Source organism: Thalassospira sp. MCCC 1A02898, assembly GCF_001618185.1.
Classification (GTDB): Bacteria; Pseudomonadota; Alphaproteobacteria; order Rhodospirillales; family Thalassospiraceae; genus Thalassospira; species Thalassospira tepidiphila.
The window spans coordinates 1-22,558 of record NZ_LPXK01000007.1; the positions used below are offsets into that span (position 1 = coordinate 1).

36 protein-coding genes and 1 pseudogene are annotated in these 22,558 nt (G+C 55.5%); 35 read left to right on the forward strand and 2 right to left on the reverse strand.

Going from position 1 to position 22,558, the window contains the following annotated elements; genetic code table 11:
* From tuf to AUQ41_RS05155, 29 genes and pseudogenes are all read left to right on the forward strand, one after another.
* Positions 1-230 (forward strand): annotated as a pseudogene (gene tuf / locus AUQ41_RS05015) (elongation factor Tu); the annotation flags it as partial.
* Between the two features lie 120 nt (positions 231-350).
* Positions 351-659 carry a 30S ribosomal protein S10 gene (rpsJ, locus tag AUQ41_RS05020; RefSeq protein ID WP_008892173.1) on the forward strand — a complete coding sequence of 103 codons (309 nt, stop codon included), beginning with the start codon at positions 351-353 and terminating at the stop codon, positions 657-659.
* Positions 660-675: 16 nt separating this feature from the next.
* Complete coding sequence (gene rplC, locus AUQ41_RS05025; RefSeq protein WP_008892174.1) at positions 676-1,392, forward strand: 50S ribosomal protein L3; 717 nt, start codon at positions 676-678, stop codon at positions 1,390-1,392.
* 5 nt (positions 1,393-1,397) lie between these two features.
* Positions 1,398-2,018 carry a 50S ribosomal protein L4 gene (rplD, locus tag AUQ41_RS05030; RefSeq protein WP_008892175.1) on the forward strand — a complete coding sequence of 207 codons (621 nt, stop codon included), beginning with the start codon at positions 1,398-1,400 and terminating at the stop codon, positions 2,016-2,018.
* Positions 2,015-2,317, forward strand: coding sequence for a 50S ribosomal protein L23 (locus tag AUQ41_RS05035; RefSeq protein WP_008892176.1), 303 nt, complete (start codon positions 2,015-2,017; stop codon positions 2,315-2,317). Before rplD ends, AUQ41_RS05035 begins: the two co-directional genes overlap by 4 nt.
* A gap of 4 nt (positions 2,318-2,321) precedes the next feature.
* Positions 2,322-3,149 carry a 50S ribosomal protein L2 gene (gene rplB, locus AUQ41_RS05040; RefSeq protein WP_063087033.1) on the forward strand — a complete coding sequence of 276 codons (828 nt, stop codon included), beginning with the start codon at positions 2,322-2,324 and terminating at the stop codon, positions 3,147-3,149.
* A gap of 16 nt (positions 3,150-3,165) precedes the next feature.
* A complete protein-coding gene (rpsS, locus tag AUQ41_RS05045; RefSeq protein ID WP_008892178.1) occupies positions 3,166-3,444 on the forward strand; it encodes a 30S ribosomal protein S19 in 279 nt (92 codons plus the stop codon).
* A gap of 2 nt (positions 3,445-3,446) precedes the next feature.
* Complete coding sequence (gene rplV / locus AUQ41_RS05050; RefSeq protein ID WP_008892179.1) at positions 3,447-3,827, forward strand: 50S ribosomal protein L22; 381 nt, start codon at positions 3,447-3,449, stop codon at positions 3,825-3,827.
* A complete protein-coding gene (gene rpsC / locus AUQ41_RS05055) occupies positions 3,827-4,513 on the forward strand; it encodes a 30S ribosomal protein S3 (protein ID WP_008892180.1) in 687 nt (228 codons plus the stop codon). The genes rplV and rpsC overlap by 1 nt, the downstream gene beginning before the upstream one ends.
* 12 nt (positions 4,514-4,525) lie before the next feature.
* Positions 4,526-4,945: a 50S ribosomal protein L16 gene (gene rplP, locus AUQ41_RS05060; protein WP_063087034.1), complete on the forward strand. Its 420-nt coding sequence runs from the start codon at positions 4,526-4,528 to the stop codon at positions 4,943-4,945.
* A gap of 6 nt (positions 4,946-4,951) precedes the next feature.
* The gene (rpmC, locus tag AUQ41_RS05065; RefSeq protein WP_008892182.1) at positions 4,952-5,152 is read left to right on the forward strand and encodes a 50S ribosomal protein L29; all 201 of its coding nucleotides are present in this window, start codon (positions 4,952-4,954) and stop codon (positions 5,150-5,152) included.
* Between the two features lie 26 nt (positions 5,153-5,178).
* Entirely contained in the window at positions 5,179-5,412 is a 234-nt protein-coding gene (gene rpsQ / locus AUQ41_RS05070) for a 30S ribosomal protein S17 (RefSeq protein WP_008892183.1), read from the forward strand.
* Between the two features lie 34 nt (positions 5,413-5,446).
* Positions 5,447-5,815 (forward strand): 50S ribosomal protein L14, encoded by a 369-nt coding sequence (gene rplN, locus AUQ41_RS05075; RefSeq protein ID WP_008892184.1) that lies wholly within the window; start codon positions 5,447-5,449, stop codon positions 5,813-5,815.
* Positions 5,815-6,132, forward strand: a complete 318-nt coding sequence (gene rplX, locus AUQ41_RS05080) for a 50S ribosomal protein L24 (protein WP_008892185.1) — start codon at positions 5,815-5,817, stop codon at positions 6,130-6,132. Before rplN ends, rplX begins: the two co-directional genes overlap by 1 nt.
* Positions 6,133-6,143: 11 nt before the next feature.
* Complete coding sequence (rplE, locus tag AUQ41_RS05085; protein WP_008892186.1) at positions 6,144-6,683, forward strand: 50S ribosomal protein L5; 540 nt, start codon at positions 6,144-6,146, stop codon at positions 6,681-6,683.
* Between the two features lie 13 nt (positions 6,684-6,696).
* Positions 6,697-7,002, forward strand: a complete 306-nt coding sequence (rpsN, locus tag AUQ41_RS05090; protein WP_008892187.1) for a 30S ribosomal protein S14 — start codon at positions 6,697-6,699, stop codon at positions 7,000-7,002.
* A 12-nt stretch (positions 7,003-7,014) separates the two neighbouring features.
* Entirely contained in the window at positions 7,015-7,413 is a 399-nt protein-coding gene (gene rpsH / locus AUQ41_RS05095; protein ID WP_008892188.1) for a 30S ribosomal protein S8, read from the forward strand.
* A 12-nt stretch (positions 7,414-7,425) separates the two neighbouring features.
* Entirely contained in the window at positions 7,426-7,959 is a 534-nt protein-coding gene (rplF, locus tag AUQ41_RS05100; protein WP_008892189.1) for a 50S ribosomal protein L6, read from the forward strand.
* 11 nt (positions 7,960-7,970) lie between these two features.
* Positions 7,971-8,324 (forward strand): 50S ribosomal protein L18, encoded by a 354-nt coding sequence (rplR, locus tag AUQ41_RS05105; protein ID WP_008892190.1) that lies wholly within the window; start codon positions 7,971-7,973, stop codon positions 8,322-8,324.
* Positions 8,325-8,335: 11 nt separating this feature from the next.
* Positions 8,336-8,911 (forward strand): 30S ribosomal protein S5, encoded by a 576-nt coding sequence (gene rpsE / locus AUQ41_RS05110; protein ID WP_008892191.1) that lies wholly within the window; start codon positions 8,336-8,338, stop codon positions 8,909-8,911.
* A gap of 6 nt (positions 8,912-8,917) precedes the next feature.
* A complete protein-coding gene (gene rpmD, locus AUQ41_RS05115) occupies positions 8,918-9,112 on the forward strand; it encodes a 50S ribosomal protein L30 (protein WP_007091489.1) in 195 nt (64 codons plus the stop codon).
* Positions 9,113-9,141: 29 nt separating this feature from the next.
* Positions 9,142-9,627 (forward strand): 50S ribosomal protein L15, encoded by a 486-nt coding sequence (gene rplO / locus AUQ41_RS05120; RefSeq protein ID WP_063087035.1) that lies wholly within the window; start codon positions 9,142-9,144, stop codon positions 9,625-9,627.
* Positions 9,628-9,707: 80 nt separating this feature from the next.
* The gene (gene secY / locus AUQ41_RS05125; RefSeq protein ID WP_008892193.1) at positions 9,708-11,054 is read left to right on the forward strand and encodes a preprotein translocase subunit SecY; all 1,347 of its coding nucleotides are present in this window, start codon (positions 9,708-9,710) and stop codon (positions 11,052-11,054) included.
* Positions 11,055-11,084: 30 nt separating this feature from the next.
* Complete coding sequence (locus tag AUQ41_RS05130) at positions 11,085-11,729, forward strand: adenylate kinase (protein ID WP_008892194.1); 645 nt, start codon at positions 11,085-11,087, stop codon at positions 11,727-11,729.
* A gap of 119 nt (positions 11,730-11,848) precedes the next feature.
* Positions 11,849-12,217 (forward strand): 30S ribosomal protein S13, encoded by a 369-nt coding sequence (rpsM, locus tag AUQ41_RS05135; protein ID WP_008892195.1) that lies wholly within the window; start codon positions 11,849-11,851, stop codon positions 12,215-12,217.
* 15 nt (positions 12,218-12,232) lie between these two features.
* Positions 12,233-12,625: a 30S ribosomal protein S11 gene (rpsK, locus tag AUQ41_RS05140; protein WP_008892196.1), complete on the forward strand. Its 393-nt coding sequence runs from the start codon at positions 12,233-12,235 to the stop codon at positions 12,623-12,625.
* Positions 12,626-12,748: 123 nt separating this feature from the next.
* Entirely contained in the window at positions 12,749-13,765 is a 1,017-nt protein-coding gene (locus AUQ41_RS05145; protein ID WP_008892197.1) for a DNA-directed RNA polymerase subunit alpha, read from the forward strand.
* Between the two features lie 196 nt (positions 13,766-13,961).
* On the forward strand, positions 13,962-14,393 hold the full coding sequence (gene rplQ / locus AUQ41_RS05150) for a 50S ribosomal protein L17 (protein ID WP_063087036.1): 432 nt from the start codon (positions 13,962-13,964) through the stop codon (positions 14,391-14,393).
* 188 nt (positions 14,394-14,581) lie between these two features.
* On the forward strand, positions 14,582-16,039 hold the full coding sequence (locus tag AUQ41_RS05155) for a DegQ family serine endoprotease (RefSeq protein WP_063087037.1): 1,458 nt from the start codon (positions 14,582-14,584) through the stop codon (positions 16,037-16,039).
* Between the two features lie 66 nt (positions 16,040-16,105).
* On the opposite strand, the gene AUQ41_RS05160 is transcribed toward AUQ41_RS05155, so the two are convergent.
* Positions 16,106-17,335: an MFS transporter gene (locus AUQ41_RS05160; RefSeq protein WP_063087038.1), complete on the reverse strand. Its 1,230-nt coding sequence runs from the start codon at positions 17,333-17,335 to the stop codon at positions 16,106-16,108.
* On the opposite strand from AUQ41_RS05160, the gene AUQ41_RS20655 reads away from it, so the two are divergent.
* From AUQ41_RS20655 to AUQ41_RS05175, 4 genes are all read left to right on the forward strand, one after another.
* Positions 17,334-17,558, forward strand: a complete 225-nt coding sequence (locus AUQ41_RS20655; protein ID WP_143588696.1) for a hypothetical protein — start codon at positions 17,334-17,336, stop codon at positions 17,556-17,558. The two genes, AUQ41_RS05160 and AUQ41_RS20655, sit on opposite strands and share 2 nt — an antisense overlap.
* Complete coding sequence (locus tag AUQ41_RS05165) at positions 17,542-18,855, forward strand: replication-associated recombination protein A (protein WP_063087039.1); 1,314 nt, start codon at positions 17,542-17,544, stop codon at positions 18,853-18,855. The genes AUQ41_RS20655 and AUQ41_RS05165 overlap by 17 nt, the downstream gene beginning before the upstream one ends.
* Before the next feature lie 118 nt (positions 18,856-18,973).
* The gene (locus AUQ41_RS05170) at positions 18,974-19,579 is read left to right on the forward strand and encodes an FMN-dependent NADH-azoreductase (protein ID WP_063087040.1); all 606 of its coding nucleotides are present in this window, start codon (positions 18,974-18,976) and stop codon (positions 19,577-19,579) included.
* Positions 19,580-19,759: 180 nt separating this feature from the next.
* A complete protein-coding gene (locus AUQ41_RS05175; protein WP_143588697.1) occupies positions 19,760-20,290 on the forward strand; it encodes a DUF1499 domain-containing protein in 531 nt (176 codons plus the stop codon).
* A gap of 13 nt (positions 20,291-20,303) precedes the next feature.
* On the opposite strand, the gene AUQ41_RS05180 is transcribed toward AUQ41_RS05175, so the two are convergent.
* Positions 20,304-20,855 carry a DUF4823 domain-containing protein gene (locus AUQ41_RS05180; RefSeq protein ID WP_063087042.1) on the reverse strand — a complete coding sequence of 184 codons (552 nt, stop codon included), beginning with the start codon at positions 20,853-20,855 and terminating at the stop codon, positions 20,304-20,306.
* A 161-nt stretch (positions 20,856-21,016) separates the two neighbouring features.
* On the opposite strand from AUQ41_RS05180, the gene crcB reads away from it, so the two are divergent.
* On the forward strand, positions 21,017-21,409 hold the full coding sequence (gene crcB, locus AUQ41_RS05185) for a fluoride efflux transporter CrcB (RefSeq protein ID WP_063087043.1): 393 nt from the start codon (positions 21,017-21,019) through the stop codon (positions 21,407-21,409).
* On the forward strand, positions 21,406-22,509 hold the full coding sequence (locus AUQ41_RS05190) for an RluA family pseudouridine synthase (RefSeq protein WP_063087044.1): 1,104 nt from the start codon (positions 21,406-21,408) through the stop codon (positions 22,507-22,509). The genes crcB and AUQ41_RS05190 overlap by 4 nt, the downstream gene beginning before the upstream one ends.
* Positions 22,510-22,558 lie beyond the last annotated feature (49 nt).

The following is a 22,558-nucleotide window of genomic DNA, read 5'->3' on the forward strand; positions in this document are numbered from 1 at the left end:
GTCACACGCCGTTCTTCTCGAACTACCGTCCGCAGTTCTACTTCCGTACGACTGACGTAACCGGTTCGATCGAGCTGCCGGCTGGCACTGAAATGGTTATGCCGGGCGACAACGTTCAGATGACCGCAACTCTCATTGCACCGATCGCAATGGACGAAGGTCTGCGTTTCGCAATCCGTGAAGGCGGTCGTACCGTCGGCGCGGGCGTTGTTGCCAAGATCATCGAATAATTTTTTCTCTTGATCTTTGTGGAGCGGGCGGCTATGTAAGCCGCCCGCAACACTTTTGCGGCAATCGTCAACTCCAGTTGAGGGGCCGGTGTCCTTTTGAGGGCTCCGGTACATAATTACATGGATAGTCAGAACATTCGCATTCGCCTCAAGGCGTTTGACCATCGCGTGCTGGATCAGTCCACGCGTGAGATCGTCAATACGGCGAAGCGCACTGGCGCAGAGGTCCGCGGCCCGATTCCGCTGCCGACCCGCATCGAAAAGTACACTGTTCTGCGGTCTCCGCACGTGAACAAAAAGTCACGCGAACAGCTTGAAATCCGTACGCACAAGCGTCTTCTCGACATTGTCGACCCGACCCCGCAAACCGTCGATGCTCTTATGAAGCTCGACCTTGCGTCCGGTGTCGATGTCGAGATCAAACTTTAATCGGGAGTAAGCCGCAATGCGTAGTGGACTTATTACCCAGAAGGTCGGTATGACCCGCGTCTTCAACGACGACGGTTCCCACCTTCCTGTAACCGTTCTGAAGGTCGAAGATCTTCAGGTTGTCGCCAACCGTACCAACGACACCGACGGCTACGTCGCTGTTCAGCTTGGTTATGGCAAAGCGAAAGTGAAAAACGTATCCAAGCCGATGCGTGGCCACTTCGCCAAAGCCAAGGTTGAGCCGAAAGCCAAACTTGCTGAATTCCGCGTGAGCGAAGATGGCCTGATCGAAGTTGGTGCAGAACTTGCTGCAACCCATTTCGTCGAAGGTCAGTACGTTGACGTAATCGGCACGTCCATCGGTAAAGGTTTTGCCGGTGCGATGAAGCGTCACAACTTCGGTGGTCTGCGTGCGTCGCACGGTGTGTCTGTATCGCACCGTTCGCATGGTTCCACCGGTCAGTGCCAGGACCCGGGCCGCGTCTTCAAAGGTAAGAAGATGGCTGGTCACCTCGGTGCCGCACGTGTAACCGTTCAGTCCCTTAAAGTCGTGTCTTCGGACGCCGACAAAGGCCTGATCCTGGTGCATGGTGCCGTTCCGGGTCACAAGGGTGCCTATGTCCTTGTCAAGGATGCCGTGAAGCGTGCTGCACCGGAAGGTCTGCCGTTCCCGGCCGCGCTCAAGGGTGCTGCCCCGGCCGCTGAAGAAGCTGTCGCCGAGGATAAGGAATAAGCATCATGAAGCTCGACATTCTCAAACTTGACGCTTCCAAGTCCGGTAAGATTGATCTTGCAGAAGACATCTTTGGTCTGGAAGTACGTCGTGACGTCCTGCACCGCATGGTGAACTGGCAGCTGGCAAAACGCCGTGCCGGTACCCACAAGGTAAAGGAAAAGTCCGAAGTTTCCGCAACCACGAAAAAATTCGTGCGTCAGAAGGGTAGTGGCGGTGCACGTCACGGTTCCCGTAAAGCCGCACAGTTCCGTGGTGGTGGTACCGTGCACGGTCCGCGCGTTCGCGACCACGCACACGATCTGACCAAGAAGTTCCGTAAACTCGCGCTGAAAACCGCTCTGTCGGCCAAGGCAAAAGACGGTAAGCTTATCGTTCTTGATAATGCGGAATTCTCGGACGCCAAAACCAAGAATCTGGTCGCAGTTTTCAATAAACTCGGCTGGAAGTCTGCACTGATCATCGACGGTGCGCAGGTCAACGAAGGTTTTGCACGCGCAGCGCGCAACATCCCGCAGGTTGATGTGCTCCCGCAGATTGGTGCTAACGTCTATGACATCCTGCGCCGTGACACCCTGGTGCTGACCAAGGGTGCGGTCGAAGCGTTGGAGGCACGTCTCAAATGACGATCATCAGCAAAGAGCGGATGTACGAAGTCATCCGCGCCCCGCATATCACTGAAAAGTCGACGCTGATTTCTGAACACAACGCAGTTGCGTTCAAAGTTGCGATCGACGCCACCAAGCCGGAGATCAAGGCTGCTGTGGAAGGTCTGTTCGGGGTGAAGGTCAAGGCGGTCAATACCTCTGTGGTAAAAGGAAAGACCAAGCGTTTTCGCGGTATTTCCGGTCGTCGGAGCGATTTCAAGAAAGCGATGGTGACCCTCGAAGAGGGCCAGTCCATCGATGTGACTACGGGAATCTAAGACAATGGCTTTGAAGAAGTTTAAACCAACCTCTCCTGGTCGCCGTCAGCTGGTTCTCGTGGATCGTTCTGATCTCCACAAGGGCAAGCCGATCAAAGCGTTGACCGAAGGTCTTCGCAAGAAAGGTGGCCGTAACAACACTGGTCGTATCACCGCCCGCCGTATTGGTGGTGGTCACAAACGTCGTTACCGTCTCATCGACTTCAAACGTACCAAGTTTGACGTCGTCGGTACCGTCGAACGTTTGGAATATGATCCGAACCGTACCGCGTTTATCGCACTGGTTCGCTATTCCGACGACGAGCTGGCCTACATCCTCGCACCGCAGCGTCTCGCTGTCGGCGACAACATTGTTGCCGCTGAACGCGTAGACATTAAGCCGGGTAACGCCGCACCGCTGAAGAACATTCCGGTCGGTACCATTGTCCATAACGTCGAACTGAAAGCCGGTAAAGGTGGTCAGGTCGCACGTTCAGCAGGCTCGTATGTACAGCTTGTTGGTAAGGACCAGGGTTACGCCCAGCTTAAGCTGTCCTCCGGTGAGGTACGTTTGGTTCGTGGTGAATGCATGGCTACCATTGGTGCCGTGTCCAACCCGGACCATCAGAACTCGAACCTTGGTAAAGCCGGCCGTAATCGCTGGCTTGGCAAGCGTCCTTCGGTTCGTGGCGTTGCCATGAACCCGATCGATCACCCGCATGGTGGTGGTGAAGGTCGTACGTCGGGTGGTCGTCACCCGGTTACGCCGTGGGGCAAGCCTACCAAGGGCAAACGTACCCGCTCGAACAAAAAGACCGACGCGCTCATCATGCGCCGTCGTCACAAGAGCTAACGGAGGAGGCTAGACTATGGCGCGTTCCGTTTGGAAGGGTCCGTTTGTTGACGGATACCTTCTTAAGAAAGCCGATACTGTCCGTGCCTCAGGCCGGAATGAGGTAATTAAGACCTGGTCGCGGCGTTCGACGATTCTGCCGCAATTCGTAGGCCTCACCTTTGGGGTTTACAATGGCCAGAAATTCCTGCCGGTGCTCGTGACCGAAGATATGATTGGTCACAAGTTCGGTGAATTCTCGCCGACCCGTACCTACTATGGTCACGCGGCCGACAAAAAGGCGAAGAGGAAGTAACGATGGGTAAGAAAGCTGACATCCGTCGGCTGGCGGATAACGAGGCTGCGGCTTCGCTCCGGGCAGTACGCATTTCCCCGCGTAAGCTCAACCTCGTCGCCGAGTCGATTCGTGGTATGAAGGCAGAAGCTGCTTTGGCAGAACTGACCTTCTCCAATAAACGCATTTCGCAGGACGTCAAAAAGCTGCTGGAATCGGCAATTGCTAATGCCGAAAACAACCATCAGCTCGATGTTGACCGTCTCTATATTAAAGAGGCATCTGTTGGTAAGGCCTTCGTAATGAAGCGCTGGCGCGCCCGTGCACGCGGTCGTGTTGGCAAAATCATTAAGCCGTTCTCCAACATGCGCATCGTCGTTTGCGAACGTGAGGAGGCCGAGTAATGGGTCAGAAAATTAATCCGATCGGTCTGCGCGTTGGCATTAACCGTACCTGGGATTCCCGCTGGTACGCCAACAAGGCCGATTTCGCTGGTCTTCTTCACGAAGATCTCGCGATCCGCAATTTCATCTTCGACCGTCTGAAACAGGCGGGTGTATCGAAGGTGATTATCGAACGTCCGGCGAAGAAAGCCCGCATTTCGATTCACACCGCTCGTCCGGGCGTTGTGATCGGGAAAAAAGGCCAGGACATCGAGAAGCTCAAGAACGATCTGCAGAAACTGGCAAATGCCGAAGTGCAGGTTAACATCATCGAGATCCGCAAGCCGGAACTCGATGCCAAGCTGGTCGCTGACAACATCGCCCAGCAGCTTGAGCGCCGTGTTTCGTTCCGTCGCGCTATGAAGCGCTCGGTTCAGAACGCAATGCGTCTCGGTGCCGGTGGCATTCGTATTAATGCTGCTGGTCGTCTTGGTGGCGCTGAAATCGCCCGTACCGAATGGTACCGTGAAGGTCGCGTTCCGCTGCATACCCTGCGTGCGGACGTTGATTATGGCACTTCGGAAGCACACACCACCTACGGTGTTTGCGGTCTGAAGGTCTGGATCTTCAAGGGCGAAATCATGGCACATGATCCGTTGGCTTCTGAGCGTCGCGCTCTCGAGTCGGCTGGTTCCGGTCGTAAGTAAGGAGATCCCGATATGCTTTCTCCGAAACGTACAAAGTTCCGTAAAGCCCACAAAGGCCGCCTCAAAGGCGAAGCCAAGGGTGGTACCGAACTTAATTTCGGCGCTTATGGCTTGAAAGCCATGGAGCCGGAGCGTATAACGGCGCGTCAGATCGAAGCGGCTCGCCGCGCGATCACCCGCCACATGCGCCGTCAAGGCCGTGTGTGGATTCGCGTTTTCCCGGATCTCCCGGTCTCGCAGAAGCCTGCCGAAGTCCGTCAGGGTAAAGGTAAAGGCTCGCCTGAATATTGGGCGGCACGCGTTAAACCGGGTCGGATCATGTTTGAACTCGACGGTGTTCCGTTGGATCTTGCACGCCGAGCTTTCGAGCTGGCGTCGGCAAAACTGCCGATCAAGACCAAGTTTGTCACCCGTCTTGGTGAAGGGGAGTAATTAGTGATGAAAATTGCTGATCTCCGCGCTAAAAGCGCTGACGAACTGAAGCAGCTGCTTCTGGACCTGCGTAAGGAATCGTTCAATATGCGTTTCCAGCAGGCTTCGGGGCAGTTCGAGAACACTGCGCGGGTCCGCCAGGTCCGTCGTGATATTGCCCGCATTAAAACCCTTCTCGGTAACGAGAAGGGTGCAACCGCGGCCTAACTGGACACGCAGAGGAGTAGACACACATGCCGAGGCGTGTATTGCAGGGGACAGTCGTTTCGACCAAAAACGACAAGACCGTGGTGGTCCGAGTGGAGCGCCAGGTCATGCACCCGCTGTATAAAAAGTACGTGCGTAAGTCGAAGAAATTCCACGCGCACGATGAAGAGAACCGCTTCAAAACGGGTGACGTTGTTCGCATTCGCGAATGCAAACCGATCTCGAAGTTGAAGTCTTGGGAAGTAGTGGTCGAGGAGTGAGTCCTCAGCCCAATCATAGTCAAGGGGTAAACCCATGATCCAGATGCAGTCCAATCTGGACGTCGCCGACAACAGCGGCGCTCGCCGCGTCCAGTGCATCAAGGTGCTGGGCGGCTCGAAGCGCAAAACCGCCAACGTTGGTGATGTTATCGTGGTTTCCGTCAAGGAAGCCATTCCGCGCGGTCGCGTAAAGAAGGGTGCAGTTCACAAAGCTGTCATCGTTCGCACCGCAAAGGAAATTCGTCGTGCCGATGGCTCGGCGATCCGCTTTGACCGCAACGCTGCCGTTCTCATTAATGCGAACGGCGAGCCGATCGGCACGCGTATTTTTGGCCCGGTAACCCGTGAACTTCGTTCTAAAGGTTACATGAAGATCATTTCGCTCGCTCCGGAGGTGCTGTAATGGCTGCCAAGATTAAAAAGGGCGATCGCGTCGTTGTTCTGACGGGTAAAGACAAAGGGAAAACCGGCGAAGTTCTCGCCGCTTTCCCGACCGAGAACAAAGTTCTGGTTTCGGGCATTAACCTGGTGAAACGTCACCAGCGCCCGACCGGTGCTGATGCTGGTGGCATCGTCGAAAAGGAAGCAAAAATTGCTGTTTCCAACGTCGCGATTGTTGACCCGAAAGAAAACAAGCCGACCCGCGTCGGTTTCAAGACCCTCGATGATGGTCGCAAGGTTCGCGTAGCGAAGCTCAGCGGCGAAGTCATCGACAACTGAGGGACGGAAAAATGACGCGCCTGCGCGAACATTATAAAGAAGTGGTGCGTGACGCACTCCAGAAGGAGTTCTCCTACGAGAACACCATGGAGATTCCGCGCCTCGAGAAAATCGTGATCAACATGGGTGTCGGCGACGCCACCCAGGATCGTAAGAAGCTGGAAGGTGCTGCTGCGGATCTCGCTGCTATCACCGGTCAGAAGCCTGTCTTCACCAAAGCGAAAAAGTCCGTTGCGGCTTTCAAGCTGCGTGAAGGTATGAACATCGGTTGTAAAGTGACCTTGCGTCGCGACCGTATGTTTGAGTTCTTGGACCGCCTGGTCACCATCGCGCTGCCGCGCGTTCGTGACTTCCGCGGCCTGAACAAAAAATCTTTCGATGGTCGTGGCAACTTTGCCATGGGCTTGAAAGAACAGTTCGTCTTTCCTGAGGTAGAGTACGACAAAGTCGACTCTGTTCGCGGGATGGATATCATCATTTGTACCACGGCTAAGTCCGACGATGAAGCTCTCGCCCTTCTTAAGGGCTTTGATCTTCCGTTCGGAAACTAACGGAGGTTGGCCCATGGCCAAGAAAAGCGCTGTAGAGCGTGAACTCAAACGTGAACGCCTGGCAAAAAAATATGCTGCCAAGCGTGCCGCCCTTAAAGCGGTTATCGCAAATCGCGAGACGACCCCTGAGGATCGTATCGTTGCTGTGATGAAACTCGCCCAGCTGCCGCGTAACTCGGCTCGTATCCGTCAGCGTATTCGCTGCCAGATCACCGGTCGTCCGCGTGGTGTCTATCGCAAATTCCGCCTGTCCCGTATCGCGCTTCGTGAACTTGCTTCACGTGGTCAGATCCCGGGCATGGTGAAGTCGAGCTGGTAAGGAGGACATCACATGTCGATGACTGATCCAGTCGGTGATATGCTCACGCGTATCCGTAACGGCCAGCGCGTTGGTAAATCCAGCGTCGTTTCGCCGGCTTCGAAACTGCGTACCGGTGTGCTGGATGTTCTCCAGCGCGAAGGTTATATCCGCGGTTACAATGTTAATGAAATTCGCAAGGGCGTCAGCGAAATCACCATCGAACTCAAATATTTTGAGGGTGATGGCGTGATTAAGCAGATCGACCGCGTCTCGACCCCGGGTCGTCGTGTATATTCGAAGATCAAAGATCTTCCGAAGGTATATAACGGTCTGGGCATCGCAGTCCTGTCCACTCCGCGAGGGGTTCTATCGGATCAGGAGGCTCGCGAGCAGAATGTCGGCGGCGAAATCCTCTGCAAGGTATTCTAAGGAGGGCCAACGATGTCGCGAGTAGGAAAAAACCCGGTGGTCGTGCCTAACGGCGTTACCATCACCTTGACCGAAGAGCAGATCAGCGCAAAAGGCAAGCTCGGTGAGCTTAACCTGGCTTTGACCTCGGACGTATCCGTCACTCAGGAAGATAACCAGATCTTCGTGAAACCTAAAAACGATAGCAAGCGCGCACGTGCCCTTTGGGGTACCACCCGTGCCAATATCGCGAACCTCGTTACCGGGGTTTCGGAAGGGTTCACCAAGAAACTGGAAATCACCGGTGTTGGTTACCGTGCGCAGGTTCAGGGCAAAAACCTGGTTCTGCAGCTTGGCTTCTCACATGACGTAGAAATGGAGATCCCTGCGGGTCTTAACGTCGTTGCTGAAAAGCCGACCCTCGTCGCCATTTCTGGCGCAGATAAACAACTCGTTGGTCAGTTCGCTGCGAATGCACGCGGCTGGCGCGGTCCGGAGCCTTACAAAGGCAAGGGTGTCCGCTACGAAGGCGAGTATATCTTGCGCAAAGAAGGCAAGAAGAAGTAAGGACAGGCACGATGAAAAACGTGAGAAGCCTATTCGAACGCCGCAAGCGTCGCGTTCGTTTTGCGATCCGCCAGAAAGCGGCCGGTCGCCCGCGCCTCAGCGTGCACCGTTCGAACGCCCACATCTATGCTCAGATCATCGACGATGTCAAAGGCACCACCCTGGTGGCTGCCTCGACGATGGAGAAAGATCTGAAGGCGAAAGGCAGCAATGCCGACGCCGCTGCTCTGGTTGGCAAGGCAATTGCCGAGCGCGCAGTCAAAGCTGGTGTGAAAACGGTCGTTTTCGATCGTGGCGGGTATCTGTTCCATGGCCGGGTGAAAGCTCTGGCCGATGCCGCCCGTGAGGGCGGTCTGGACTTCTAAGGAGCACGACCATGGCACGTAACCAGAATCAACAGCAGCAGGCGCCGAAAGCCCGTGAAGAAAACGAACTCGTCGACAAGCTGGTTGGTATCAACCGCGTCGCGAAAGTCGTTAAGGGCGGCCGTCGCTTTGCTTTCTCCGCAATGGTAGTTGTCGGTGACCAGCGCGGTCGCGTCGGATACGGCACGGGTAAAGCCCGTGAAGTTCCGGAAGCGATCCGTAAGGCCACCGAAGCTGCTAAACGTAACATGATCCGCGTTCCGCTGCGTGAAGGCCGTACCCTTCACCATGATACGCAGGGCCATTTCGGTGCAGGCAAGGTTATCCTTCGCTCCGCTCCGGCTGGTACCGGTATCATCGCAGGCGGTGCGATGCGTGCGGTTTTCGAAACCATGGGCGTTCAGGACGTTGTGTCCAAATGCACCGGTTCGAACAACCCGCACAACGTGATCCGCGCAACCCTTGACGCTCTGGTCAACGGTGCTTCCCCGCGTCAGGTCGCTGCTAAGCGTGGCCTGAAAGTCGGTGACGTCGTTGCCCGTCGCGATAGCGGTTCGGCTGCTGCCGCCGTTCTCGAAAAGGAGTAATTCGATATGGCTGCTAAGAAAAAAGCGACCGTACGCGTTACCCAGACGGGTTCGCCGATCGGACGTCCGGCTGATCAGCGCCAGACCCTCGTTGGTCTTGGCCTGAACAAACTGCACCGGACTCGTGAGCTGGAAGATACTCCGGCTGTTCGCGGTATGATCGCAAAGGTCAAACACCTCGTCCGTGTGGACGAGGCTTGATTGACCCCAGATCGAAAAGGTGTTGAACGATGAAACTCAACGAACTCGCCGATAACCCGGGTGCCCGCAACGCGCGCACCCGCGTCGGTCGCGGCATCGGTTCGGGCAAAGGCAAAACTTCTGGCGCAGGTCAGAAGGGTCAGAAGTCCCGTTCGGGTGTAGCCATCAATGGCTTCGAAGGTGGGCAGATGCCTATCTATCGCCGTCTTCCGAAACGCGGCTTCAAAAACCCGTTCAAGAAACAGTTCGGCGTTGTGAACCTTGGTACCCTTCAGACTGCCGTTGATAACGGCGTTCTTGAAGAAGGTGCAAATGTCACCGTCGCTGTTCTTGCGGAAAAAGGTCTGGCTCGTCCGCAGAAAGACGGTCTGCGTCTTCTTGCCAAAGGCGAACTGAAAGCGAAACTGAACATCGAAATCTCCGGTGCTTCCAAAGCAGCTGTCGAAGCTGTCGAGAAAGCTGGTGGTTCGGTCAAGGTTCTTGCTCCGGTCGCTGCTGCAGAATCCGCAGAATAAGCCTAAATTGACTTCGAGAGGGTCCGGTTCCAGTACACGGGACCGGACCCTCCAGTTTATGTGTATTGGGAGATGAGTGCATGGCATCGGCCGCCGAGCAGCTTGCCGCGAACCTGAATTGGTCCGCTTTTTCAAAGTCAACCGAGCTTAAAAAGCGTATCTGGTTCACTTTGGGCGCGCTTATTGTTTACCGTCTTGGAACCTATATTCCGGTTCCTGGTGTCGACCCGTCTATTCTTGCTGACATTTTCCGTCAGAATGCGGGTGGCGTTCTGGGCATGTTTGACATGTTCGCCGGTGGTGCGCTGGGTCGTATGACGATCTTCGCGCTGAATATCATGCCGTACATCTCGGCCTCGATTATTATTCAGTTGATGACGACTGTTTCGCCAACGCTTGAGCAACTCAAGAAGGAAGGCGAGCAGGGTCGTAAAAAGATTAATCAATATACCCGCTATCTGACGGTGCTGATTGCAACGGTGCAGGCATGGGGCATTGCTGTTGGTCTTGAAAGCATGACCGGTTCGACCGGTGCTGCTGTTGTGGATCCGGGCATGTTCTTCCGCATTACCGCTGTGATCACCCTTGTTGGTGGCACCATGTTCCTGATGTGGCTTGGTGAACAGATCACCCAGCGCGGCATTGGTAACGGTATTTCTCTGATCATCTTCACCGGTATTGTTGCCGGTCTGCCAAGCGCGATTGCAGGAACCCTTGAACTGGGGCGTACCGGTGCGATCTCTGCACTGGTTATCGTTGCAATCATCGTTCTGGCAATCGCGGTTATCGCCTTCATCGTCTTTGTTGAACGTGCGCAGCGCCGCGTTCTGATCCAGTACCCGAAACGCCAGGTCGGCATGAAGGTCATGGAAGGTCAGAGCTCGCACCTGCCGCTCAAGATCAACACTGCCGGTGTTATTCCGCCGATCTTCGCAAGCTCGCTGCTGCTCATGCCGCTGTCGGTTGCCCAGTTCACCACCGGTGTTGATGCTCCGGCCTGGTTGACGACTGCAACTGCACTGCTTGGTCGTGGTCAGCCGCTTTATATTGCGCTTTATATCGGTTTGATTGTCTTCTTTGCCTTCTTCTACACCGCGGTTGTTTTCAACCCGGAAGATACGGCAGACAACCTGAAGAAACATGGTGGCTTTATTCCGGGCATTCGTCCGGGTAAAAATACAGCCAACTATCTGGATTTCATTCTGACCCGTCTGACGGTGATCGGTGCAGCGTATCTCGCATTCGTCTGTATCCTGCCGGAACTTCTGATCGCGGAATGGTCTGTTCCCTTCTACTTTGGTGGGACTAGCCTCCTGATCGTTGTCACGGTAACCATGGATACCGTTGCGCAGATTCAGTCTCATATGCTGGCTCATCAGTATGAAGGCCTGATCAAGAAATCCAAACTGCGTGGTCGCCGCCGTTAACAAGCGACCACCGCATTCAGGGGGAAGACGATGAATATTATCCTTCTTGGCCCTCCCGGCGCAGGGAAAGGTACCCAGGCCAAGCGTCTTGAAACAGGACGCGGCATGATCCAGCTCTCGACGGGCGACATGCTCCGCGCGGCGGTTGCTGCTGGCACGGAACTGGGGCAGAAGGCAAAGGAAGTCATGGACGCGGGCCAGCTCGTATCCGACGATCTGATGATCGGTCTGATTTCCGAACGACTTGACCAGGATGATACCAAAGGTGGTTTCATTCTGGACGGGTTCCCACGCACGACCGCCCAGGCAGAAGCCCTGGACGAGATGCTGGAATCCAAGGGACTGGCACTTGACTATGTGATTGAACTGCGTGTTGACGATGCAGCACTGGTGGCCCGTATTGTCGGCCGCTATACCTGCGCGAAATGCGGGCAGGGCTATCACGACGAGTTCCAGAAACCCGCCAAGGAAGGTGTCTGTGACGTATGTGGCAGCACCGAATTTAAACGCCGTGCGGACGACAATGCCGAGACGGTCACTTCGCGACTGGAAGCTTATCACAAGCAGACAGCACCGATCATTCCTTACTATGAAAAGGTCGGTAAGCTGAAAACAGTTGACGGGATGGCTGAAATCGACCAAGTTACGCGCGAGATTGAAGCCATCCTGGGGTAATTTCCCGGGCAGGGCGTTTTTTTGCTGGCGGGTTGGCAGTAATGCTGGCCCGCTTTTGCAGCGTCCTACCCTACCGGATCTGCCCCTGGGTTTGTTAACAGGAAACAGGAGTTCACATAGTGGCTCGTATTGCTGGCGTAAACATCCCGACCGCTAAGCGTGTCGTGATTGCGCTTACCTACATCACCGGTATTGGCCCGGCTAAAGCCAAAGAAATTTGCGCAAAGGTTGGCATCGAATCCGCAACCCGCGTTCATCAGCTTTCTGATGACCAGGTTCTGAAGGTTCGTGAAGTCATCGACGCTGATTACACCGTCGAAGGCGACCTCCGTCGTGAAACCGCAATGAACATTAAACGTCTGATGGACCTGGGCAGCTATCGCGGCCTGCGTCATCGTCGCGGTCTCCCGGTACGCGGTCAGCGTACCCACACCAACGCTCGCACCCGTAAGGGCCCGGCTAAGCCGATTGCTGGCAAGAAGAAGTAAGGTAGGGGAACGACAATGGCGAAGACTCCTCAGACTCGCGTGCGTCGCCGCGAGCGCAAGAACATTACGAACGGTATCGCGCACGTAAACGCGACCTTCAACAACACCATGATCACCATCACCGACGTACAGGGAAATACCATTTCCTGGTCGACCGCTGGTGGTATGGGTTTCCGCGGTTCGCGTAAATCGACTCCGTATGCTGCACAGATGGCTGCCGAAGACGCAGGTAAAAAAGCTGCTGAACACGGTATGAAAACCCTCGAAGTACAGGTTAAAGGCCCGGGTTCGGGACGTGAATCTGCACTGCGTGCGCTTCAGGCTGTCGGTTTCACCATTACGTCGATCAAAGACGTAACGCCGATTCCGCACAACGGTTGCCGTCCGCGTAAACGTCGTCGCGTCTAATCGCGTCGATCCTTGCGGACGACCCCGCGTTTGGGCCCGGGATGACCGGGCCTCTTCGCGTTTCTCGTGGGGGCAAGTTTATTGCCCTCCTTTCCATAGGCTCCAGTTGCGAAGGTGGGTCTCGTGATTCAAAAGAACTGGCAGGAACTGATTAAGCCGACGAAGCTTGATGTTACTCCGGGTACTGATGCCAGCCGTATTGGTACGATCGTGGCAGAACCGCTGGAGCGCGGTTTTGGTCAGACTCTGGGTAACGCGCTGCGTCGCATTCTGCTGTCGTCGCTCCAGGGTTCGGCAGTTACCGCGATCCAGATCGACGGCGTATTGCACGAATTTTCGTCGATCCCGGGTGTGCGTGAAGATGTCACCGACATCATCCTGAACATTAAGACCATGGGCGTGCGCATGCATGCTGAAGGTCCGAAGAAAATGGCTCTGAAGGCGACCGGCCCTGGTGCCGTCACCGCAGGTCAGATCGAAACCGGTGCGGATATCGAAATCCTTAACCCGGATCTCGAGCTTTGCCATCTTGACGATGGTGCTACGCTCAACATCGAATTCACCGTTGATAACGGTAAAGGCTATGTTGCAGCCAGCTCGCACAGCTCGTCGGACGCGCCGATTGGTCTTATTCCGATCGATGCGATCTTCAGCCCGATCCGTAAAGTGGCCTACAAGGTGGAAAACACCCGTGTTGGTCAGGATACCGACTTTGACAAGCTGTCGCTGACCGTTGAAACCAACGGTGCACTGACCCCGGAAGATTCGGTTGCGCTTGCTGCCCGTATCCTTCAGGACCAGCTGTCGCTGTTCGTCAACTTCGAAGAGCCGGAAGCGGTTGTCGAAGAGAAGAAAGAAGACGAACTGCCGTTCAACCGTAACCTTCTGCGTAAGGTTGACGAGCTTGAGCTGTCGGTACGTTCGGCTAACTGCCTGAAGAACGACAACATCATCTATATCGGTGATCTTGTTCAGAAGACCGAAGCAGAAATGCTCCGTACGCCGAACTTCGGCCGTAAGTCGCTGAACGAAATTAAGGATGTACTGGCTCAGATGGGTCTGCATCTTGGTATGGAAGTCGGCGGTTGGCCGCCGGAAAACATCGAAGAACTTGCTCGCAAGTTCGAAGATCCGTTCTAAGAACGGGTCTTCGGCCTTCGGGCCGAGATCGGAACATTCGTGTTCCAAACCGGGGACCCAGTTGTTTGGGCATCCGGCGGGCTTGTTGCCCACACCGCACGTGCATAACCTGGCCTTTGTGTAAAAGTGATCAGGGTGGCGGCGCGGTTTTACAATCGGTTTCGTGAGCGAAGCCAGGCTATTAAGGAGAGTTACCATGCGTCACGGTATGCAAGGCCGTAAGCTTAATCGTACTTCGTCCCATCGTAAGGCGATGTTTGCCAACATGGCAGTTTCGCTGCTCACCCACGAGCAGATCAAAACCACTCTTCCGAAGGCCAAGGATCTTCGCCCGTATGTCGAAAAACTGATTACGCTGGGCAAGCGGGGCGACCTGCATGCACGCCGTCAGGCCATTTCGATCCTGCGCGATGACAAAGTCGTTGCCAAGCTGTTCGGCGAAATCGCTGACCGCTACAAAGAGCGCGCTGGTGGTTACACCCGTGTTCTCAAGGCTGGCTTCCGTTATGGCGATGCGGCTCCGGTTGCTGTGATTGAACTTGTCGATCGCAACGCCGATGCAAAAGGCGCGGAAGACCGTGCTCGCCTCGAAGCAGAGGGCGAAGGCGAAGAAGCATCTGCTGAATAAGCAGCGCTTCGGCCTTTAAGAAACAGAAACGGGCGATGCCTTACGGTGTCGCCCGTTTTCTTTTTGCTAAATGACGTAAAGTTCATATTTCCGACAAGGTTGCGCGTAAGGTCTAGTTTCCCTAATTGATGACAAGTCTTTGTCGGTCACAAGACCGCGAACAAGCAAACCAACAGAGAGAGTGTGACGTGCAGGCAAGATGGATTTCAAAGATTGTCGCCTTTGCCATAATCGGCCTCGCGACGATTTCCAGCACAGGCAATCTGGCCCATGCCCAAAGCGATGAAGCCACCCTGGATCGGCGTTTGCCGTCAAGCCAGGCGGACATCAAGATGTCGCTTTCGCCATTGGTCAAACAAACCGCCCCGGCGGTTGTCAACATCTACACCAAGAAAGTCGTCGAACAACGCCAGCGCACGCCGTTCTTCAACGACCCGTTCTTCAAGCAGTTCTTTGGCGATCGTTTCGGCGGTGCTTTTGGCGCCCCGCGCCAGCGTGTTGAACGCTCGCTCGGCTCCGGTGTGATTGTTTCGGGCAATGGCACGGTGGTCACCAACCATCACGTGATCGATGGCGCCAGCGAGATCCGCGTCGTCTTACATGACAACCGCGAATTTGATGCCGATCTGGTCGGCTCGGACGAACGCACCGATCTTGCTGTCCTCAAACTGCGCGGGGTGGATAACGAACTGCCGGCCATTCCGTTTGGCGATTCGGACGCGGTCGAGGTTGGCGACCTTGTTCTGGCCATCGGCAACCCTTTTGGTGTCGGACAAACCGTGACCAGTGGCATCGTTTCGGCATTGGCGCGTGCCGGTGTCACCGGTCAGGATTATCAATCCTTCATCCAGACCGATGCGGCGATCAACCCCGGCAACTCCGGCGGCGCATTGGTCGATATTGATGGCAACCTGATCGGGGTGAACTCGGCGATCTTTACCAAGTCTGGCGGGTCGAACGGCATCGGCTTTGCCGTTCCGGCCAATATGATCAAGGTGGTGATGCGCGGCCTGATCAGTGGCGATCTGCGTCGCCCCTGGCTGGGTGCGGCCGGACAGTCGGTGACGGCCGATTTGGCGGCCTCGCTTGAACTTGATCGCCCGCATGGGGTCCTGATCAACAAGGTTCGCGCTGGAAGCCCCGCTGAACGCGGCGGCCTGCAATCGGGTGATGTTGTCATCGCAGTCAATGGCCTGGCGGTTGATAATCCGAACGAGCTTAAATTCCGTATCGCAACACTTGAGCTGAACGGCGAGGCAAAGCTGTCAGTCCTGCGGCGCGGGGCCGAAACCATCCTTGCCATGCCGCTGGAAGTCGCACCGGAAATTCCCGCCCGTGACGAAAGCATCATTGATGGCCGCAATCCTTTCAGCGGCACCAAGATCGCCAATATGAACCCGGCACTAGCCGATGAACTGGGCATCGATACACTTAGCGAAGGTGTGATGATCCTTGCTGTTGCCCGCGATAGCCTCGCACGTCGTACGCGTCTTCAGGCCGGTGACTATATTGTCGAGGTCAATGGACAACCGATCGATACGGTCGCGCGTTTCAAGGAAGTCGTCCGTGCCGGTGAACGCAGCCGCGACTGGAAGATTTCCGTCAAACGCGATGGCAAGGTCCTGACCGGTGATTTCACCCTGTAACCCTCAGGCCTGATACCCAAAACAAAGGCGCGGACCTGTGTGGTGCGCGCCTTTTTTGTGTCTCGGTCAGTCGGCATTACCAGACACGGGCTGATGACGCAGCATCATCAGGGCGGCAAAGGTGACAAGGCCAAGCACGATGGTCAGTAAAATCGCATATTGCCCGTAATCATCGATCAAAAGCCCAAAGACAAACGGGGCGGCCGCCTGTGCAAAGCGCGATGGCGCCATGATATAGCCTTGCCGGGCGCCATATCCAACCGGGCCAAAGGTCGCCAGTGGCAGGGTGCCCTTGGCGATGGTCAAAATGCCATTGCCGATCCCGTGCAAGCTGGTAAACAGCATTCCGACCGGTCCGCCAAAGACCAAAAGCAACACCGCCCCCACCGGATGGGTCAGGGCAGAAAGCCGTGATGAAATCAGCGGATGCATCTTTTTCAGCAAGCCGAATTCGGCCAAGCGGCCCGCAACCTGTGCTGGCCCCACAAGCGACGCGGCAATCAGCGCACCGGCGGCATCCATCCCCGAAATTTGTAACAGGCGCGGCAAATGGGCGGCCATGGCCGTTGCGGTAAACCAGCTGGCGGCAAACACGATGGCCAGCAGGATCATCTGCATATTGAAGATATCCGAACGCGATAGCTTGGCCGGGGCAGGGACAGCGGCAGGGGATGTTTTGGCCGTATCTGCGGCAGCGGATGCTCGGTTGCCTGTCTTGCTGCGCGGGATCAGAAACAGATTAAGCGGCAAGCCCAGCACGATGTGCATCGCCGCCCAGAAATAGCAAGCCGTGCGCCAGTCAAACTCGGCCTCAATCCCGGCGGTAATAGGCCAGCAGATCGTGCTGGCAAAACCGGCAATCAGGGTAATGCCGGTGATCGGACCGCGTGCATCATGGCCATAAATCCAGCTCAGCGTGGCAAAGGCCGACTCATAAAGCCCCATCGACATGCCAACACCAATGACGCACCACGCCACACACATCATGGTCAGGCTATCGGCCGTACCCAGCATCGCAAGACCGACGGCAAAGATCAGGCTGGAAACCGCCAGCACCGCGCGACCACCAAACTGATCAATCCGCGCCCCGGCCTTCGGACCCAGCAGGGCGGCAAACACCAGCGCAAGTGAAAAGGCGCCAAACGCCCAACCCGGTGGAATGCCAAGCTCAATTGCCATCGGTTCTGCCAGAATGGCCGGCAGATACAATGTGGTGCCAAATGCAAGGGTCTGTCCCGTGCCCAACCCGATCACAATCGGCAATTTGGCGGGCGTGCCATGCGAAGTCGACGTCATGGCAGGCACCGACAGTCAGGATCGGGCAGGCAGGCAAAAACGAGCGTCACGAACGTGTTCTTTTTGTTGCTTGGATGGAAACAAGCCTGAAAGCTATGCCGCACATATGCCAGCGTCAATCGACGATGTTTCGTCTGTCATCAATGTCATCTGCGTGTTACGTTTCGCCAAAGTCACCAACCCGCTCAACATCATGATGTCGCTGTATGGTTTCCCTGTTTGAAAGTCAGGTCACGCGCCCTTTGGCCGACAGACTGCGCCCCGCCAAACTCGATGAAGTGGTAGGCCAGGGGCATCTGTTTGGCGATGATGGCCCGATCACCCGCATGATCAAGACCGGCCGTGTGCCGTCGGTGATCCTGTGGGGGCCGCCGGGCTGTGGCAAAACGACATTGGCCCGTCTGATGGCCGATGTTGCCGATATGGCGTTTGAACCGCTTTCTGCGATCTTTTCTGGCGTTGCCGACCTGCGCAAGGTGTTTGAACGTGCCCGTGCGCGCCGGTCGACCGGCGGGGCGACCTTGCTATTCATTGACGAGATCCATCGTTTCAACAAGGCCCAGCAGGACAGCTTCCTACCCTATGTTGAAGACGGCACCATCACCCTGATTGGCGCGACCACCGAAAACCCGTCTTTTGAGCTTAACGCAGCCCTTCTGTCACGGTGTCAGGTATTGGTGCTCAAGCGTCTTGATGATCAGGGCCTCGAAGAACTGCTGGTGCGCGCCGAAAAGGAAATGGGCTTTGAGCTGCCGGTCACGCCCGAGGCCCGCGAAACCCTGCGCGCCATGGCCGATGGCGACGGGCGTTATTGCCTGAACCTGGCAGAGGAACTGTTTTCCCTGCCGCCCAGCGAAGATGACGGTCCGCTTGGCGTGGCGGAGCTTGCCCGCACCGTGCAAAAGCGCATGCCGATCTATGATAAGGGCGATGACAGTCACTACAACCTGATCAGTGCGCTGCATAAATCCATCCGGGGTTCCGACCCGGATGCAGCGTTGTATTGGTTTAACCGGATGCTGGCCGGGGGCGAGGATCCCAAATTCGTTGCCCGCCGACTGACCCGCATGGCGGTCGAGGATATCGGTCTTGCCGATCCGCAGGCCCAGCAATTCTGTATTGGCGCGTGGGAATCATACGAACGCCTTGGCAGTCCCGAAGGCGAACTGGCCTTGGCACAGGCGGTGATTTATCTCGCCCTCGCGCCAAAATCCAACGCCGGTTATGCGGCTTATAAAAAGTCGCTCAAGATCGCGCGCGATACCGGGTCGCTGATGCCGCCCGCCCATATCCTTAATGCCCCGACCAAGCTGATGAAGGATATCGGCTATGGCACCGGCTATGCCTATGACCATGATCAGGAAGATGGTTTTTCCGGCCAGAACTACTTCCCCGAAGGCATGCGTCGTCAAAATTTCTACGAGCCGGTTGAACGCGGCTTTGAACGCGATCTTAAAAAACGCGTCGAATATTTCGACCGCCTGCGCGCAGAGCGTCAAAAGAAACACGACAATAAATAACCAACGGTTATTTAGGTTCCAAAATGGAAACAATCTGGTGAAGAGTCTCTGGCTAAACAGATTGGTTTGGCAGGCGTAAGTTCAGGGCAACAAACAAACCCGGACTCGGAGACTGAAAATGACTAAAGTTCTGCATGTTAGCGCATCTGTGAATGGTGAGAACTCGAACTCCCGCCAGATCGCCCTCAAACTGATCGACCGCATCAAGGCCGCTGATTCTTCGGCAACCGTTATCGAACGTGACACCAACGAAGCAGTCGTTTCAGCGATCACCGGCGAAACCGTTGGTGCCTATTACACCCCGGCTGAAAACCGTTCAGAAGCTCAGAAAAAAGTGATCGCCGCATCTGACAAGATGGTGGCCGAGATTATGGATGCTGATGTTCTTGTCATCGGTGCACCGATGTACAACTTCTCCATCCCCTCGACCCTTAAGGCTTGGGTTGATCTGATTGCACGCGTTGGTGTGACCTTCAATTACACCGAAAACGGCCCGGTTGGTCTGGTCGAAGGCAAAAAAGCCTACATCGTTGCCGCAACCGGTGGCGTTCCGGTCAATAGCCCGGCTGATTTCGCGACCCCGTACCTCAAACAGGTTCTGGCCTTTATCGGCATCACCGATGTCGAAGTTGTCGAAGCGTCTGGTTTTGGCGTTAACGCCGAAGAAGCCATGGCCAAGGCAATTGCCAATGTCGAAGCGGCCAAGCTTCCGGCCGCTGCCTAAGCATCCCGGCTCACAAACTCCGATACATTCCCGCCGATCAGCGAATTTCCATATCCCCCCCCCTTGGTTTGCTGATTGACGGGCGTGTTTCCCGAAATGCCCGACGGTTCCCTCCCGTTCGGGCATTTTGATTCTTAACCTTTTGTGGTTAATGTATCGGAGTTCGCAAAAGGGCAGGTGGTGTCATTGAAACGGCTGGCGATGGTTGCAATCTGGGGACTGCTGGTACTGGCAGGCATTTTCGTAACGGTCCGTTTTACCGGGCTGATGGATCATATGTTGCCTGCTGGCGATCCCCCCAATATGACCTTCGGGCGCGATGCCGACCTTCCGAATGTGCCGAATTTCTTCCTTGCCTGTCCGGCTGACCGGCTGCCTGACAGTGATCGCGCCATGCAAAGTCCGTCTTTTGCGGCATCGGTCGCGACACTGACCGAAGTCTTGATCGAAACAGCCCCGGATCACGGCATGACGTTGATGACCGATGTTTCAGGTGGCAAGGCGGGTCGCCTTTATTTCCTGGCGCGCTCGGCAGTATTTCGTTTTCCCGACTGGGTCGAGATCGAGCTGATCCTGCCGGAAACAGGCAATGATGTGGCTTTCTGTTTGTTCGCCCAATCGGTCTATGGCCGCGATGATTTCGGGCAAAATGAAAAACGCACACGGGCCTGGCTTGATAGCGTAAGCCTGCGGTTCCAAACGCAGAAATGATTGCGTCGGGATATTACTGCTCTATGTCTAGATGCTTACCGAGCAGTGACGAAACAAATTGCTTTGTTGGGACAGGTAACAGGTCGACTGGATGATCACCGCCAAATGTTGCCCATTTGCTGCTAGCGCTTAGAGTGCTGGTTACCAAAAGCATTTTATCGTCTACCTGATAAGCTTGATACTTGATGGTAATTCTGTCCGGCCTACCAGACCATTCAGTTGCTCGGTCTTCCCAATGGAGAATTTCGGGGTCTATGAGAAAGTCGAGCTTCTTTTCTGCTGCTCTCACAAAAGCCTCTTCTAAGTCTTCCACGTTTTCTGCGCGATAAACGGTCTCGCTGTATGGTAGAAGTCGTCTATAGACTTCGTTCGAGAGCATTTGGCCAGAGTTCATATAGTTGATTTCGCCAAAGATCCCGTCTTTGGGGAGCATGATGTAGAAGCTGCTTCCGGGAGCAACAGTCTCGATCACTTGGTGATTGTCAGTTCTATACTTGCTCGAGCATCCAGCGAGTGCAAACGCAAAAGAGATGGTGCACAATAAAGCGAACTTGCGAATGGTCATTGGGGCCCCGAATTTTTATTTATCACTAGAAATTGATATATGAAGAAGAGAGCATCTTCAAGTTGTTCAACGCTGTGTCGTGTTGAAGCAACCTTGGTTGCGTATTTGATATGACCTTTTCACACGTGACATTTCAGGACTGAGGGAATAGGTTCCGCGCCATGCAATTTTCACCGTTGTTAATCGCATCCATTGCCTTGGGCGGTGCCATTGGTGCCGTTGCGCGTCACAGTGTTTCCGTCATGATGGGTTCTGTGATGGGCACTGGATTTCCCTGGGGAACTTTGACGGTCAATGTCGTCGGTTCGTTCCTGATGGGGGTGCTGATCGAGGTTTCCGCCCTGAAGCTATCCATGGGGCTGGAAACGCGCGCACTCCTTGTGACCGGTTTTCTGGGGGCGTTTACAACTTTTTCGACGTTCTCGCTGGATGTTGCGACCTTGTATGAACGGGGCAATATGGGGCTTGCCGCCCTTTATGTTGGTGTTTCCGTGGTGGTCGGTATTTCGGCATTGTTTGGCGCAATCGCGCTGGTAAGGGGTATTCTGCAATGAGTGGTGTCACTCTGCGCAAGGTCAAGGCAGACGAGGCCGACATTCGGCTCGATCGCTGGTTCAAGCGCAACTGTCCCGAATTCACATTTGGTCAGGTCCAGAAATTCCTGCGTGGCGGTCAGATCCGTGTCGATGGCAAACGTGCCAAGGCCAATCAGCGTGTTGAGCCGGGCCAGGAAATCCGTGTGCCACCCGCGCCGGTTATGTCTGGTGGCGGTACAGGCCCATGGGGCGAAGACGGTTCGGGTTATAACCCGTCTGAAGTCCAGCAACGCAAACAATCCGGCCCCGCCAAGTCCGATGCGACCGAGGCAGAGCTGCAGGCACTGCGCGATTCCGTCATTTTCTATGACGAGTTGGTTCTGGCGATCAACAAGCCCGCCGGCCTTGCCGTGCAGGGCGGGACCAACACCAATGTTCATGTCGATGGCATGCTTGATGCGCTGAAGCTTGATAGCAAGGAACGCCCGAAGCTGGTCCACCGTCTGGATAAGGACACCAGCGGTGTTTTGCTGTTGGCCCGTTCGGCATCGGCGGCCCATGCGCTGACCAAGGCGTTCAAGGATAAATCGACCCGCAAGCTTTACTGGGCGATTGTCACCGGTGCGCCAGCGGAACGCGAAGGCATGATTGATGCCCCGCTTGCCAAAATCGCTGGCAAGGGCGGCGAGAAAATGGTCATCGATGAAAAGCTTGGAAAATCGGCACAGTCCGTCTTCCGTCAGCTTCATCGCGCCGGGCGTAAGGCCGCATGGCTTGCCCTGTCACCGCTGACCGGTCGTACGCACCAGTTGCGTGTTCATTGCGAGGCCATCGAATGCCCGATCCTGGGGGATGGCAAATATGGTGGACCCAAGGCGTTTATTGATGGCCTGTCCAATCAGATGCATCTGCATGCACGTGCGATTGATTTCCCGCACCCGGTCACTGGCCATCGCGTCGTGATCGAGGCACCCGTGCCGGAACATTTCGCCGAAACGCTCAAAAAGCTGAACTTCGATCCGAAAACGCCGACCAAATTCCTGACCCCGGAAATTCACCGCGAAAAGGAAGAAAAGCCCAAACCAAAGGCAAAGCCGTCGCGTGCACGCAAGAAATAGGGTGTCGTCGAAACAGACCAGACACCGAAAAGCCGACGCATTGCGTCGG

Coding starts and splice junctions, on each gene's coding strand:
- crcB (WP_063087043.1), top strand. CDS start 21,017: ATGCAATTTTCACCGTTGTTAATCGCATCCATTGCCTTGGGCGGTGCC.
- secY (WP_008892193.1), top strand. CDS start 9,708: ATGGCATCGGCCGCCGAGCAGCTTGCCGCGAACCTGAATTGGTCCGCT.
- AUQ41_RS05035 (WP_008892176.1), top strand. CDS start 2,015: ATGACGATCATCAGCAAAGAGCGGATGTACGAAGTCATCCGCGCCCCG.
- rpsE (WP_008892191.1), top strand. CDS start 8,336: ATGGCACGTAACCAGAATCAACAGCAGCAGGCGCCGAAAGCCCGTGAA.
- AUQ41_RS05190 (WP_063087044.1), top strand. CDS start 21,406: ATGAGTGGTGTCACTCTGCGCAAGGTCAAGGCAGACGAGGCCGACATT.
- AUQ41_RS20655 (WP_143588696.1), top strand. CDS start 17,334: ATGGCAGGCACCGACAGTCAGGATCGGGCAGGCAGGCAAAAACGAGCG.
- rplD (WP_008892175.1), top strand. CDS start 1,398: ATGAAGCTCGACATTCTCAAACTTGACGCTTCCAAGTCCGGTAAGATT.
- rplC (WP_008892174.1), top strand. CDS start 676: ATGCGTAGTGGACTTATTACCCAGAAGGTCGGTATGACCCGCGTCTTC.
- AUQ41_RS05160 (WP_063087038.1), bottom strand. CDS start 17,335: ATGACGTCGACTTCGCATGGCACGCCCGCCAAATTGCCGATTGTGATC.
- rpsH (WP_008892188.1), top strand. CDS start 7,015: ATGTCGATGACTGATCCAGTCGGTGATATGCTCACGCGTATCCGTAAC.
- rplE (WP_008892186.1), top strand. CDS start 6,144: ATGACGCGCCTGCGCGAACATTATAAAGAAGTGGTGCGTGACGCACTC.
- AUQ41_RS05165 (WP_063087039.1), top strand. CDS start 17,542: ATGGTTTCCCTGTTTGAAAGTCAGGTCACGCGCCCTTTGGCCGACAGA.
- rpsQ (WP_008892183.1), top strand. CDS start 5,179: ATGCCGAGGCGTGTATTGCAGGGGACAGTCGTTTCGACCAAAAACGAC.
- rpmD (WP_007091489.1), top strand. CDS start 8,918: ATGGCTGCTAAGAAAAAAGCGACCGTACGCGTTACCCAGACGGGTTCG.
- rplR (WP_008892190.1), top strand. CDS start 7,971: ATGAAAAACGTGAGAAGCCTATTCGAACGCCGCAAGCGTCGCGTTCGT.
- rplX (WP_008892185.1), top strand. CDS start 5,815: ATGGCTGCCAAGATTAAAAAGGGCGATCGCGTCGTTGTTCTGACGGGT.
- rpsS (WP_008892178.1), top strand. CDS start 3,166: ATGGCGCGTTCCGTTTGGAAGGGTCCGTTTGTTGACGGATACCTTCTT.
- AUQ41_RS05170 (WP_063087040.1), top strand. CDS start 18,974: ATGACTAAAGTTCTGCATGTTAGCGCATCTGTGAATGGTGAGAACTCG.
- rplV (WP_008892179.1), top strand. CDS start 3,447: ATGGGTAAGAAAGCTGACATCCGTCGGCTGGCGGATAACGAGGCTGCG.
- rplQ (WP_063087036.1), top strand. CDS start 13,962: ATGCGTCACGGTATGCAAGGCCGTAAGCTTAATCGTACTTCGTCCCAT.
- rplO (WP_063087035.1), top strand. CDS start 9,142: ATGAAACTCAACGAACTCGCCGATAACCCGGGTGCCCGCAACGCGCGC.
- rpsC (WP_008892180.1), top strand. CDS start 3,827: ATGGGTCAGAAAATTAATCCGATCGGTCTGCGCGTTGGCATTAACCGT.
- rpsN (WP_008892187.1), top strand. CDS start 6,697: ATGGCCAAGAAAAGCGCTGTAGAGCGTGAACTCAAACGTGAACGCCTG.
- rplF (WP_008892189.1), top strand. CDS start 7,426: ATGTCGCGAGTAGGAAAAAACCCGGTGGTCGTGCCTAACGGCGTTACC.
- rpsJ (WP_008892173.1), top strand. CDS start 351: ATGGATAGTCAGAACATTCGCATTCGCCTCAAGGCGTTTGACCATCGC.
- rplB (WP_063087033.1), top strand. CDS start 2,322: ATGGCTTTGAAGAAGTTTAAACCAACCTCTCCTGGTCGCCGTCAGCTG.
- AUQ41_RS05130 (WP_008892194.1), top strand. CDS start 11,085: ATGAATATTATCCTTCTTGGCCCTCCCGGCGCAGGGAAAGGTACCCAG.
- rpsK (WP_008892196.1), top strand. CDS start 12,233: ATGGCGAAGACTCCTCAGACTCGCGTGCGTCGCCGCGAGCGCAAGAAC.
- AUQ41_RS05180 (WP_063087042.1), bottom strand. CDS start 20,855: ATGACCATTCGCAAGTTCGCTTTATTGTGCACCATCTCTTTTGCGTTT.
- rplN (WP_008892184.1), top strand. CDS start 5,447: ATGATCCAGATGCAGTCCAATCTGGACGTCGCCGACAACAGCGGCGCT.
- rpmC (WP_008892182.1), top strand. CDS start 4,952: ATGAAAATTGCTGATCTCCGCGCTAAAAGCGCTGACGAACTGAAGCAG.
- rplP (WP_063087034.1), top strand. CDS start 4,526: ATGCTTTCTCCGAAACGTACAAAGTTCCGTAAAGCCCACAAAGGCCGC.